This is a genomic window from Mariniphaga sediminis, from assembly GCF_003573545.1.
Lineage (GTDB): Bacteria > Bacteroidota > Bacteroidia > Bacteroidales > Prolixibacteraceae > Mariniphaga > Mariniphaga sediminis.
The window spans coordinates 150,335-164,728 of sequence record NZ_QWET01000002.1 but is presented as its reverse complement, the minus strand read 5'-3'; the positions used below and the strand labels follow the sequence as shown (position 1 = coordinate 164,728).

At 41.5% G+C, this 14,394-nt stretch carries 8 protein-coding genes and 1 tRNA gene; 1 reads left to right on the top strand and 8 read right to left on the bottom strand.

Annotation, left to right across the window (positions count from 1 at the left end):
- The first annotated feature begins 8 nt into the window (after window positions 1–8).
- A tRNA-Thr gene (locus D1164_RS03000) sits at window positions 9–81 on the top strand.
- Between the two features lie 137 nt (window positions 82–218).
- Here D1164_RS03000 and D1164_RS02995 read toward each other — a convergent pair.
- From D1164_RS02995 to D1164_RS02960, 8 genes are all read right to left on the bottom strand, one after another.
- Window positions 219–1,667, bottom strand: a complete 1,449-nt coding sequence (locus D1164_RS02995; protein ID WP_119348460.1) for a Gfo/Idh/MocA family protein — start codon at window positions 1,665–1,667, stop codon at window positions 219–221.
- Window positions 1,668–2,002: 335 nt separating this feature from the next.
- Window positions 2,003–3,757, bottom strand: coding sequence for a RagB/SusD family nutrient uptake outer membrane protein (locus tag D1164_RS02990; protein WP_119348459.1), 1,755 nt, complete (start codon window positions 3,755–3,757; stop codon window positions 2,003–2,005).
- Window positions 3,758–3,784: 27 nt separating this feature from the next.
- On the bottom strand, window positions 3,785–7,132 hold the full coding sequence (locus tag D1164_RS02985; protein WP_172594322.1) for a TonB-dependent receptor: 3,348 nt from the start codon (window positions 7,130–7,132) through the stop codon (window positions 3,785–3,787).
- 221 nt (window positions 7,133–7,353) lie between these two features.
- The gene (locus D1164_RS02980) at window positions 7,354–8,373 is read right to left on the bottom strand and encodes a FecR family protein (RefSeq protein WP_119348457.1); all 1,020 of its coding nucleotides are present in this window, start codon (window positions 8,371–8,373) and stop codon (window positions 7,354–7,356) included.
- A 96-nt stretch (window positions 8,374–8,469) separates the two neighbouring features.
- Window positions 8,470–9,060 (bottom strand): RNA polymerase sigma-70 factor, encoded by a 591-nt coding sequence (locus tag D1164_RS02975; RefSeq protein WP_119348456.1) that lies wholly within the window; start codon window positions 9,058–9,060, stop codon window positions 8,470–8,472.
- Between the two features lie 534 nt (window positions 9,061–9,594).
- Window positions 9,595–10,596 (bottom strand): Kelch repeat-containing protein, encoded by a 1,002-nt coding sequence (locus D1164_RS02970; protein WP_119348455.1) that lies wholly within the window; start codon window positions 10,594–10,596, stop codon window positions 9,595–9,597.
- Between the two features lie 16 nt (window positions 10,597–10,612).
- Entirely contained in the window at window positions 10,613–13,009 is a 2,397-nt protein-coding gene (locus D1164_RS02965) for an alpha/beta hydrolase family protein (protein ID WP_119348454.1), read from the bottom strand.
- 10 nt (window positions 13,010–13,019) lie between these two features.
- Window positions 13,020–14,375, bottom strand: a complete 1,356-nt coding sequence (locus D1164_RS02960; protein WP_119348453.1) for a DegT/DnrJ/EryC1/StrS family aminotransferase — start codon at window positions 14,373–14,375, stop codon at window positions 13,020–13,022.
- Window positions 14,376–14,394 lie beyond the last annotated feature (19 nt).

Below are 14,394 nucleotides of genomic sequence, written 5' to 3'. Positions count from 1 at the left end.
TAAGATAGGCCACTTTAGCTCAGTTGGTAGAGCAGCTCATTCGTAATGAGCAGGTCGCGGGTTCGAGTCCCGTGAGTGGCTCTGATTGGTTAAATGAAATTGACAAAAATGCCTGAGATCTTTCGGTCTCAGGCATTTTTGTTTTAAGATACACTGAAGGCTGGAACAGCTTTTACTGATGCCAACATTACACAGTGTAATTATAACGTGTTTTTTAATTATGATTGAATTGACCGGACTTTGGTCGTTCCTCCTTTTGACAAGGCAATATCATGTGGCGTGTTCGTTTTCCATTTGCCCAGTGTAAAGTCAGGAATATCAATGGGCATTGACCGGTTGGCAACAGACCATTCGCTCAAAGGGCCGATTACGCTCCATGAGGCGGCATCGTACACATCCATGTCAACAGGTAGCCCATTTCTTAAGCAGTCAATCATACGCCAGTCCATCAGAAAATCCATGCCGCCATGTCCGCCAATTTTTAATGCCATTTCACGCATCATCTTTATTATCGGAGGATTATATTCTTCTTCAAGTTTCTTTAATTCATCTGGTCCCATCCAATCGTTATCCCCCACTGCAATACGCCCGGGGAGAGGGTACTTCTGAGCTGTAGCTTCGGTACCACTTATCAAATGGAGGCGGGAATATGGCCTCAGTGTTGTTACGTCGTGTTGCAGCATTATGGTTTGCCCTGCAACCGTTTTGATAACCGATGTATTCATATTTCCCCGGTATGTGGTATTCACAAACTGCTTGTAATAATCATCCGATTTTGCCAGTTCTTTTGCATAACCATTCATCATAAAATCCTTAGTTGAAGTGGATACCAGGTAATCCATCCTGTTCCCTCTGTTTACCTTCATTACCTGGGCAATGGGGCCTAAGCCATGGGTTGGGTATAGATTTCCATTGCGGGCTATATTTTGTTTCAGCCGCCACCGTTCGTTGGGGTTTCCTCTGTGGAAGAGACTTTCTCCTATTTCATGAATATATGCTCCTTCACCGTGAATGATTTCACCAAAGAACCCCTGACGCGCCAGGTTCAGTGTCAGCAATTCGAAAAAATCATAGCAACAATTTTCCAGTATTACACAATGTTTTTTTGTTTTCTCAGAAGTCTGCACCAGTTTCCAGCAGTCTTCAACAGTTGTGGCAGCAGGTATTTCAGTTGCTGCATGTTTCCCATTTTCCATGGCATAAATCGCCATGGGAGCGTGTAAAGGCCAGGGTGTGGCAATATAAATAAGGTCGATATCTTCTCTTTGACACATTTTCATCCAGGCATCTTCTGCGCCGAAGTAAATGTTTGGATTATGTCCCGGTGTTTTTATTTTACTTTTGGCTGCTTCGGCCCTTTCTTCCAACAAATCGCACAAACCCTTTATTTCAACTCCTTCAATGTAACTAAGTCGCGAAACTGCCCCGACTCCCCGGTTTCCCAAGCCAACAATACCAACCCTTACGGTCTCTATTGCGGGAGCGGCATAGCCTGACATATTAAACAATTGGGTATAACTTTTTCCCGATTCCGTTTTAATATGCCCTAACTCCGAATCACTTTTTGGGCTTTCTGCCGTATTCGAATTTTTTAAGCTACAGGCCCCCATAATACCAAGACCGGTTGCGCCTGCAAGTTTTATAAAGTCTCTTCGATTGTTTTTCATTTTCTAATACTTTAAAATAAATTCCTGTTTTTTAATTTGGAGGGGGTCCTGCTTTCAAGTTAAATACATTACAAAAAGATCATCCGGCGTCTTTATGTAATTTCGTCTTGAACAAAAACTGTTTGATTAAGAGAAACAGTTTTTCTGATGAATGGAAAAAGGTAGTATACCTGTCTCAGAATCAATAATAAAAAAAGATATTCAATGAAAAATACCAGGTAATATTTCTGACGTTATTACAAGACACTGATGGAATTCTTGGTTAATCATGGTCCTGTTTATGAAACAGAATGAAAATGATTCCAGGAACTCCATCAGTGAATTACAGATTTAAATTATTCGATAGTCTCCAGTGGCGCCACATTATTTTCTGCGCCATCATAGCCAGTGTTTTGATTGATTATTCCAAGCGTATTCGCCGTTATTACATTAGATGGTATAGGCCATAAAGCATGGAATGGAGCCATGTTGGCAGTATTACCCAGCAATTCAATTTTTTGTTCGTAGGTTTTATTATACGTCATAACCCTGTCATAATAATAATTTTTTTCACTAAAGTTATCTAACGTATATCCATCCTTATTTAAATTAGCCAGGATATAAGAAGCCCTTAACAGCTCAGAATGTCGTGGTTCCTCTGCAAAAAGTTCCCGGGCCCGTTCGTCAAAGATGAAGTCAATTGTTACTTCTCCCGGAGATATTGGGATGGCATTTGCCCTTTGTCTGACCTGGTTAATGTCATTTGCAGCGAGTGTAAGCTGATCTTTCCAGAAGTATGCCTCTGCCCGGAGAAGGTATGTTTCCGCTAACCTGAATATGTACCAGTCTCCATTGCCCCCAACCGGTGTAACTGTTGGATCATCCATCGGGACATATAAAATGTAATGGGGTACGGCATATAAATGTTTGAACGTATCTACCGGGTTCGCAAAGTAAGCAGGATTTACAGGTTTGCCATAGTCAACCGATGAAGGATTATTGTATTTGTACTCATGGATATCCTGCCAGTTAATATCTGCCCTTCTCAGATCCTGGGTGTTTTTCCACGACTGCCCGCCATAGTTCCATATATGGTATTGGTAGTGGGCCGTTAGCCGGACGTTCGCATTTCCTCTTCCGAGAGAATCATAAGCTGCACCGGAAGCTTTCATTCCCGGACTGCCTTCACTGTCCAGCACTTGTGCCTGCATCCATTGGCATCCGTATAGCCTCATGGTATACAGACCATTGGATCTGGCATCTTTAGGAGCTTCATATCTGTCAATAAAGGTGAGGATGGTTTCCGTGTTTTGAGCAATATTGAAATTTTTAGGACGATGGAGATCCCAAATTAAATTTCGATTTTTGTCTTCGAGATCCACTCCAAATCTTTCTGTCATTAGCGCGTAAGGCCCATCAATGATTTTGGTCGCAGTTTCAATTGCTTTGTCAAAATTTGAATTTGCAAGATATACTTTGGTAAGCAGATGATTGGCTGCTCCTTTGGAGATTGCTCCCAATCCAACATCTTCAGGTAGCCATGTAGCGGCAAACTCTAAATCAGACTGTATTTTATCCAGGATTGTCCATCTGCTATGGGTATAAAAATCAAGTTTTGCACCTGATATTTCTTCATTGATAAATGGCACATCGCCATATGTATGAATTAATCGGTAGTACCAATAGGCACGGTGCCATAACGCTTCAGCCAGTATCGCATTTTTCTCCTGATCTGATTCCCATTCGATATTATCGATCCGCGAAATAACGACGTTGGTATTTTTTATAAAACCATATACATCGGTAAAAAACGATAAAAAAGGATAGTACCTTGATGTATTGGGTGTTAAATTATAAAAATCCAACTGCGACCAGGGCGACCCCAAATCGGAGACTGCAAATTCGGCTGAGATAAAATGTATATTCCCGGTATGCTCCCGTTTAAGGTCTTTCCTCATCGTTATTAAAAGGGATTCAAACCCTGCTTTGTCTACATATACATTTTCAGGGCTGAAAAAAGACTTTGGCTTGGGTTCCAGCCACTCTTCGGAACACGAGATAATACCGAAAGTTAACAACCCAATTATTATAATTTTAGCTATATATTTCATTGTTCTCTTTTTTAAGTTACGTATCAATTACAATGTTAACCTAAGCCCTAAAGTAAATGTTTTAGGCATGGGGGTTTGGCTTCCGTTAGATTTATTTAGCGATTCAGGATCCCATCCCGGCCATTTGGAAAAATAGAACAAATTATGCGCAGAAAAATACACACTCATATTATCCATATGATATCGCTTGATTATGTTTCCGGGAATGGAATAAGCTACCGATAGATCCTGCAACCTTACAAAAGTCCTGGGTTTATATATCATCAGGCCTCCTCCGAAAACATTCTCATTTAATGTTAACCGGCCCCATTCATTAGTAGGATTTTCAGCTGACCAATAAGGATAATCTGCATAGTTTCTTCTATCATATGTGTCATTCCCTCCTCTGCGAAGCGCATCGGTAAACTGCCCCATGTGGCCCAAATCTGCCCTGAAGAAGAAAGATGCAGTCCAGTTTTTCAAAAAGCTAAAGTCATTCCTCATTCCAACTCTGTAGCGTGGCTCCTTGTATCCGATAAACTGTTTGTCCTGGATCGCCTCATACTTGTCATTATCGTCAACGTCTTGTGCTTTCCAGTCACCTGGTCTTAACCCGTATACAGCCGCTGCTTCCTCTTCTCCCAATTGCCATACTCCCTGGATTTTATAGTTCCATATATGATCGATGGCATGCCCCGGAAACCATTCATTGGAATAATCAGGTACTTCTCTTTTTACTACTTTTCCATCAATTTCAACTTCCTCATAGTCACCAAACAGTCTGACAATTTTATTCCTGTTCAGAGAAAATACTAAATTTGTTTGCCAGCTAAACTGCTCATTCTTAATGTTAACCGAGTTTAATGTTAGTTCGAATCCTTTGTTCTCCAATTCACCAAGGTTGGATGTTACACTTTCATAACCCGTTATTTCAGGCAATAAGCGATCCATTAGCAGATCTTTCGTATTCATTTTATAAAAATCACCTGTCAGCGTCAGCCGGTTGTTGTAAAGGCCCAGATCAAATCCAAAGTTCAGTGATTCTGTTTTTTCCCAAACAAGGCCATAGTTTGCCAAAGATTCGTTAAAAACACCTACTTGTACGTTGCTGCCGTTATAATACAGGGTTGAGTTTAACTGCGCCAACGCGGCATAGCTTCCTATTTCACGGTTCCCGTTCGTTCCCCACGAGGCTCTGAGCTTAAGTTGGTACACGTTTTCAAAATCGAAAAAGTCTTCCTCCGAAATTTTCCATCCTAAGGCAACAGCCGGGAAATAGGCTCTCGGGTTTTCTTTGCCAAATGCCGAATAGCCATCTCTTCTGATTGATGCGGTGAGAAGATACTTATTATTTAAGATGTAGTTCATTCTGGCCATTGCTGCATCACCTGTACTTTCGGCATCCAATGATTCTACCGAAGGATTTGTTCCAAATTGAAGTCCGCCAAATCCTAATTTTTCGTTTGGAACAAAAATTTCATTGCCAAGTGTCGATTCCCAATATTTATTTTGTTCGGCACTGTACAAAAGGGTCAGGTCGAACGAGTGCATCCCCAGTTCCTTTTTCCAGGAAATAATGTGGTCAAGTATCCAGTTGAAGGAAAAGGATTCAATTCGCGAGGCCGAACCACCAGCCCCTCCGGTAATCGTTTCGGTAGAGTAAAAATTATAGTCTTTCAAAAATTCGTACCTGGGCTGGAATGAAATTTTATAATTTATTCCCAGCGGGAACGAAATATTGGCATACATATTGGCAAACAGCGAGTTGATTTTTCTTAACCTGTCCTGTCCGTAATAGTTCATAAATGGGTTAAGCACAGCAAAATCATTGGGGTACCATTTCAATGAACCGTCTTCTTCGTACATTGACCCATAGGGACTCATTATGTACATTTGCCCCATGTTTGCTGTTACAGTGCTTTCATCCCTGTCTGCGAACTGGGAGTTTATGCCCACATTTAACCAATCGTTAATGTCAAAATCAAAATTTAACCGGGTCCTGAATGTCGAAAAATCATCCCCTTTAATTATCCCTTCGTTGTTTTGGTAGTCGAACGACCAATAATAGCTGAGGTTTTCCGTTCCTCCGCCTACACTCAAATCGTACTTTTGGCGTACTCCTGTGCCAATAACTTTACTGTACCAGTCAACTGAATTTCCATTCAGATAGTTTTCTACTTCTACTGGGTAGAATGTAAGCCGGGACAGCCATTCCCTGGTATTGTCGTCATTGGGATTGGCACTCTCATTTCTCCACTGTTCCAGGCTCACGCCATCGGGTAAGCTAGTAGGATTATTGTAATACCATAATGGTTTATTCGGGTTTCTTTGCCTCATGACATCCTGCCTCCAGGTTATATATTTATCTTTGTCGTTAGGCCGGAAATCATTGGTAGGTTTTGCAATACCTACCTGGCTGGAGAAATTTATTGTGGGCTTACCTGTTTTTCCTTTGGAAGTTGTTATTAAAATTACTCCGGATGCAGCTCTGGCACCAAAAACAGCGGCAGAACTTGCGTCTTTTAGTATGTCGATTGATTCAACGTCAACCGGGTTTATGTCGCTAATGCTTCCGTTGTAGATGGCACCATCCAGAACAACCATCGGCTCCGTAGAAGCATTCAGTGAATTGGCTCCCCTGATTTCTATTGAACTGCCCCCTTTGGCAGATGTACCCTGAATGGTGTTAAAGCCTGCGACTGTTCCATTTAACATGTCCGTTAGCTGGGTCATACTTTGGTTCTTGTAAATATCCGTATTCACTTTTTCCACCGAACCGGTAAGATCTACTTTTTTTACCGTTCCATATCCTACGGCAACCACTTCTTCCAAGCCAATGGTCTCTTCTTCCATTTTTATGTCAATCCTCACCCGGTTTCCCACAACCACCTCTTGCGCCTTCATCCCCACAAAGGAGAACACCAACGTGGCATTTTCCGGAACGTTGGAAAGGGAATAATCCCCGTCAGCGGTTGTAATGGTGCCTTGTGTAGTCCCTTTTAGGACGACGGTAACTCCTGGTAATGGCTGGCTGCCCATGTCGGTTACTTTTCCTGATACGGTTTTGTTTTGCTGAATATTTGAAGCGCTGTAATTCAGTGCTGTGAGTGCGATTTGGCGATCCGTGATTCTATACACCACGTTTGAACCCCTGAATATTTCATCCAGGATTTCAGGAATCAATTTGTTTTTTACTTTGATAGTGATTTCTTTCTGTACGTCTACAAGAGAGGCGTCATAGATAAAATAAAACTCCGAATTATCCTGGATAGTACCCAGAATATTTTTTATAGACGTATTTTTCAAGTCTAAAGTGAGTGGAGTATTTTGAGAATAGGTATTTACTGCCAGCATTTGGGTGGCACTAAATATTAAAGCAAATAAAACTAGCCTCATAACCTTTAAACCTTTCGACTGCCATAATACTTTAAATAGGGCAATCAATTGATAACCGTTTTTTTTCATACTTTTGTAATGATTTGATGATGAAACTTCAAATTAATTTTGTGCCATAGTTGTTTAAATGTTGGCACATCCCATTATGAAGGAGATGTTCGCAGCATCTCCTTTTTACATAGATTCTGTCAGTTTTTGTTCATAAGCAACGTATTTTTTAATTAATTAGGTTGATAATAAAATTTGATTTTTTTCTTATTTTCATTGGTTTCTTTTTCTACAGTGTATTTTATAGGACATGTATATTGGATGTATTCCAGTATTTCGGTTAAATCTTCCTCTTTGAAGTTGGCATTAAAGACGGATTGGTAAACTTCTTTATCTTTTATGACAATTTCAATGTCGAACCTGCGCTCCAGTCGTTTCGTAACATTAGCCATCGGGACATCATTAAATATAAGGCTTCCTTCTTTCCAGGTTGTATAATCCGCGGTATTTACTTTTTCTATTACAACATCTTTTTGTTTGACATCGTATTGAGCCATTTCTCCCGGTTTAAGCGTGTAACTGAATGAATCATCTTCGGTTCGCAATAGCTGAATGCTCCCGGTTTCCAGTACCACCTGGATTTTATCGTCTTCAGGGTAGGCACTTATGTCAAATTCTGTTCCCAGTACTTTTACTTTTAAATTATTGCATGTTACGGTTAAAGGGTTTTTACTATCCTTTTTAACTTGCAGGTAAGCTTGTCCCTTCAGGATTAAATCACGGTTGGTAATGGCATAGCTACTGTTATACGACAGTGTGGTTCCGGAATTTAATAAAACGAGAGAACTGTCGGGGAGTATTATTTTTGACATCTGTCCATTGTCTGCCACTACAGATACATATTTCAATTCTTTGTTTACCTCCGATGAGGAAGTTTGATTAATTAAATACCATAATACAGGCAACCCAATAATGATAAACAGAATGGCAGCGTATTTTAAATTATAACTGATTTTTGAATGAAAGGGAAGGTATTTATGCCTTTGGATTTTTTTATGTAGCGCAAGATAGCTTTTTTCAATCTCGTAGTCCTGTTTCTTTTTTGTAAAGGAGAAAACAACCCATGCCGCTTTTAATTTGTGAAAAGTTTTTCTGGATTCTTCATTTGCATGGATTTCAGCAAGCACTTTCTTTTTGTTCTCAGGATGAATGTTTCCCGTAACGAGGTTTACTATTTTATTGGTATTTTCCATATTAACGTTCTATAAGTATATTGCACATGGCCGCGTTTACCCTTGCTTTAAATATCACTTTTTTTTGAAAAGCAGGAAGGAAGATGTCTTATGTGTTTAAATGATAAATAGATAAGCCACTATTGGCAAAAAGTCTTTCAGGGCTTCTTTTAGTATTTTAAGGCTTTTGGTAATATGCCCTTCCACTGTTTTTTCTGAGATATTCAATTGTTGTGCAATCTCTTTGTTTTTCATTTCCCTGAAACGGCTGAGTTCAAATATTTTTTTGCATTGTTTAGGCAGCCCTTCCAGAACTTTTTCGATGATCTCCTCAATTTCCCGAAAAGCAAATGCCGAAGTATCTATTATACCCAATGTTTCCAGGTTCAACTCAAATTCAAGTACGTCTAAATCGGATGAGGCAAACAGTTTTTGTCTGTACCTTTTATCACGCAGCCTGTATAAACAGTTATTTTTGGCTACGGTAAATAAGTAGGAGGAAAGATTTGTATTGTCGTTTAATTTCTTCCTTTTGTCCCAGAGAATAAAAAAGGTATCCTGAACAATGTTCTCAGCTATATCCTTTTGGGGAAAGAATTCAAAAACAAAATAGTACAATCTTGAATAGTACTTATTATAAACAATTTTGAACGCAGCTTCATCACTGCTTCTAATACGTTCAAAGAGTTGCCGGGCACTTTCATTCATCAGACAAAAGTTAGAAAGAGACAAAACTATTAAAAATATTAAATTAAGAGGAATGGATTTTTAGAAGATGCAAGGTTTTTTAATCAGGCATGTTTATGCAATTTTATGACATTATTAGTAAACCTAAGGGATTCCTTGTTGTGAGAAGTATATGAGCATAAGGTATATGTCGTCTAAGGGATATAGCCAATATACCTCTTGTTTTTGTACCTGTTCAATAGTCTTTTTATTTGAACTTATGTGTGTTTTTTATCTGTTTGTTCCATAGACGAAGAAGAGAGTCCTTCCTCCTTGCCAGGAATGTTATTCTGTTGTTTTGGAATACATGACAAAAATGGAATGAGTGTTAGTTTGTAGCTAAAATCGATAGTGGAATTTCGACATAAAGCGAGGCCTGGCATTATAATGAAATCCGGTTTAAACGGGTAGAAACGTTGCCTCTGACTTATGAAAGAAAGTGTGTTGGAAATCCGTAAGAAGTTAAAAAAGAACCAATTTTCAGGTACAATCAGGAGGTGAAAAAACTTGCCGGCATCACCATTTTTCAGAAAGTATCAATGACCAAACATCATTGACAAGGGGAGGGGTCATGCCTCCCGCTATCCATAATTTGTCCTGAAACACGAAGGCAGAATGCTCATGCCTCTCTTTCCAGGTGGGGCCATCGGTTTTTAACTCTCGCCACTCTTTGCCATTTTGAGAGTACCAGATATCTCCCCAGTTTTTATAAGGATTGCCAGACCATCCGCCGATCACCCAGATACAATCCCTGAATACTATGGAGGAGAACCAAATACGTTCATGCCAGCTTGCATTACTCACTTCTTCTCTCCAGTGGATACCATCCGAACTGCTCCAAACATCATTGAACCCAAAATATTCCGGGTCGTAATTTCCTCCGCCCATCACATAAATTCGATCGTTAAAAACAACTGCCTGGTGAAAAGCTCTGGGAGACCAGGCTGCTTTGGCTGTTGCCAATGTCCAGTTTTTTCCGTCTTCCGAATACCAGACATCGTTTAGCAGGCTGTCTTTTCCTCCGTAATAGTAGGCCGAGGTGCCTCCCAGTATCCACATTTTTCCTTTGAAAGATACTGTTGCTGCGGCACATCTGGCAGACCACCCGGCTTTTTCAGTGACCAGACTCCAGTTTTTGCCATTCTTTGAAGACCAGACCCTATTGCTGGCAGATCTCCCTTCCAACCGGCCATTATACCAACCTCCCATCATCCACATTTTGTCCTTAAAAACCAAAGACATGGGCAAGTCACTGTGTTCCCAGGGAGCCTGTTCTGAAACCAGTTCCCAGTTTTTTCCATCTTTTGATTTCCATACATCCCGGGGAGGAGGAGAGTATGAATCGTACCATCCTCCCAATATCCACATGTAACCGTTGTATACAACCTCGCCCTGAGAATCTCTCGGCTCCCACGCTACGTTTTTTTGCTCCAAAACCCATTGGGTTGAAGGAATTTGTGCAAACAGCATATTCCAGCCAAACAGTAAGAACACAGAAAGTATAATGTAGCTTTTCATATCTGCTACAATTTCGTTACTTAAGAATTTTATCGATAAAGTTATAGGACTCCTGTCGCATATCCTTGGGAAAATCGTGTTCGCATCCGGGGTAAAGCACCTTCATTTTGTCCGATGCATTCAAAAACTCATATACTTTTTGAATGTTTGCTTCTCCTTGTCTGACACCTTCTACCGAAAAATTGAGATCATTGACCGGTGACACGGATAAAAACGCACGGGGGGCAATAGCCGCAATTATTTCATCAAAATCAAAAGGAATCTGTTGGGAGTCCAGATTATATTTTGTTTTTATAAACGGCATGTATTTATCCTGTGCCCAGGGTCCCAAACGCCCGCCATACAACTTTGATGCCTTTTCACCTGCATTATAGTAGTCCATCAATGTCCATCCACAGCTTGTTACTGTTACTTTTATACGCGGATCAAATGCTGCAACAAAAATCGCATTATGGCCTCCCAGGGAATGCCCAATGGCTCCAATTTTATCTTTGTTCACGTAATCAAGGGTTTGCAGTAAGTCAACGCAGGAAATATGGTTGTAAATACCCTTCATTGTCCCTGACATGTAGCGGTCATTTTCAAAATTATAATCGCGGAGTTCCCCAAATCCCGGATAGTCAGGGGCAATAACAACATACCCTTTTTCTGCCAGTTCCTTAGCATAACCCCTGTCTTTCTTCGGTGTGTCATCGTCGATAATGCGCTTTCCGCCTGCACCTGTGCTGTGCAAAGCCAATACAGCAGGCGATTCTCCCTTGGTGATTAGTGGTTTATATAAATATGCATAAACTCTTTCTGAAGGTGCTGCCAGGAAATTTATGGAATAGCGTATGTAATTATTCTGCCGTAAAGAATCCGTATATTGAAGGTCAATATCATGAATTTTATTTGCCGGAAGTTTTCCTGCTGCTTCCTGGAACTTTTCCAATATTCTTTTTCTGTTTTTCTGCCACTCTTTTTCAGTTGTTATTTTTTTACAATTCCCATTTTGTTCACGGTAAGTTAGCAGTGTGTTGCAATTGTTGTTTTGAGTATTTGCCAGAAGATTCCTCATATTATCCATAATAATTTCTTCTGAATCTTCTGTGACAGGACTTGATTCTATTTCATAGCCTCCTTCGGCATAGGCTTGCCGGGTTCCAATATAAAATGGCCCGTAATCTCCGTAAGCAGCCATTGCCACAAAGTTATTCGGCGCCATGTCTTTTGCGGCCAACTGGTATTCCACAAACAGTTCGCCCGGCATAAATAACATTCTGGCATTGTTTATTGCCAAACAGGCCGTTTCAATACATTTGCCTCCCATCCTTCTTTTGTACCAGCCTAACCTTCCCATGTTGTTGGCCAGAAGGCGCGGGCTCATTTCCTGCATCTTGTTTTCTATCTCCTCCGCTTTGGGATTTAGGGGGAGGAACAGAGGTTCTGTTTCCCATTTTACATGTGCTGCATCAATGGTATATTTTTCAGTATTTTCCCAGGCACGTTCCATGCCGTCAGCCATTCTTTGAGCCAGAAGTAACCTGGTTTCATGGCTTCCGTCATTGTATTTTCCCGCAGCAATATTTCCCCCTGCTCCATTAAAATGAATATGCAAAGCATCGGGTACAGCTAATTGGCGGAAAAAACGTGAGATCCCGGGGAAATCAGGATTTGCAATTTTAGTTAAGTAATAACTCTGTGGATGGGTGGCATAAAAACTGAGTACTGCCAGAGGTTTGTCTTTGTTCCAGAAACTGATTAATGATATTTCAGGATCAATCACACCTTCGGGCATAGCGCGCAGAAGGGAATCTTTACAGGAAGACCCCCGCATCGAAACGATTTTCCCATCTTTTTTATTGACCCTTCGGTTTGATGCCACTTTATACACATTCGCTTTGCCTGTGCCTATTTCTGTTACCGGCTGGGCATTATCGATTCCCTGAAGTATCGATTTCTGAATGTTTTTTATCAATTGCCTTGCAAAAGTTCCGTCGAAACAGCCTGCAGGAATATTATTTTCCTTTAGTAATTTTTCCGCCGAAAAATCGCAAATCGGGGCATCGTGCTGATGGATGGTGTGTACTGCAACCCTGTCGGGTGTGGTACCGGCAGCTTCGGCTAATGCTTGTTTAAAAACATCCTGCGACTCATTCGCGATGCCTATCCAGTCAATCGCACACAATACAATGGGCTTGCCTGCCCCTTGCAATATTATCCCCCGTGCGCGAAGACTTAAATCGCCCGAATTTTTCATGGTATCGTAAGTGAGCTGGTTTCCCACAGGAGGTGTGGCATCTACATCAAAAGTTGACAATAGAACAGGTGACTGCCCGTTCTGGGCAGCCACTGTTGTAATATCCGAAAAAAAAGAAAAAGACAGTCCTGCAAAAAAGAAGTACAGAAAGATAATGCGAAGGACATTTTTCATCGTAAAAAAATTAAATGGATTTAAGCTGGTCGCGGTTTTCATATACTTTAGCCAGGGCGTTGATCACATCGTCCATATCGTCCGTTGTCCCAAGCAGTGGCCCCGAAGCCCACAACATAACCATTTCTTCGTCGCAAACCAGGTCGCACACAGGACAGGCCATGTCTTGTTTAAATTCCTCAAGCCTGTTTTTCCCATACATTTGCTGGTACTCTTTCCTGCCCATGATATTGTCAACCCACGGCTCTCTGTGCAGGCCGTTTTTAATGTAAGGACTTAACCCGACCCCTTCGGCAGCCAGTGCTTTCAGGTACTTTTCCCGGGGTACCCCGTTGTATTCTTCCTTGTTGTAGTTCATGGTGTACAGGTAGAAAGAGCCTTCTTCGGTGCCGTCATAGAGTTTTTGCGGAGTGATTCCCGGAATGTCTTTGATTTTGGAAGTGAGGTACTGCGCATTTTTGTTCCGCACAGCATGACGTTCCATGGCAGTGGGAAGTTGCCCCAGCAAAATGGCGCCCTCAAATTCGTTCATCCGGTATTTTGGCCCAATGGTTTCGGTGCGGCCAAATTTGGATGTTCCGTGGTTTTGTACCGTGTAACATTGCTCCATTAACTCCGCATTGTTGCTTATGATACTGCCCCCTTCACCACATGAGATTACTTTGGAGGACTGGTGGCTGAAACATCCGATGTCGCCAATTGAGCCAAGCATTTTACCGCGGAACTTTGCAAAGTGTGCCTGGCAGGCATCTTCAATGAGAAAGAGGTTGTACTTGCGGGCAATTTGCAGGAAGCGGTCCAAATCGGCAGGTTGCCCCATCATGTGCACCGGCATAATGGCTTTGGTATTTTTTGTAATCCTGCGTTCCACATCGTCGGGGTCTACCTGGAATGAATAACGGTCAATGTCAGCAAGCACGGGCAGTGCCCTGGCCGAAAGGATGGCGGCAATGGTACCGGGGTCGGTATAGGGAGAGGTGATTACCTCGTCGCCGGGCCCCAGTCCGAGGGCTTCCACAGCCGTGTGGAGAGCCTGGGTTCCTGAGCCCACTGCCACACAGCGGGTGACACCCATCATCCGGGCATACTCTTTTTCAAAAGTAGGTACCGTTCCGTCTTTTGACTGGATACGGCACCAAATACCGCTTTGTGTTGTTTTTTCAATGGAATCCATTACATTTTTATCGACATAGGGCCAATCGGGCCAGCTTTTATTTTGACGCACCGGGTTGCCGCCCAGGATGGCCAGCTTATTACTTGTTTTTGTTGCCCCAAATGCAGGGATACTACCTATTGCTACTGCCCCAAGGGTACTGGCAGAGACAGTCCCTACAAATTTTCTTCTGGTGAAATTTTTTGCTTTCATTTTTTTATTTTTAAGATAG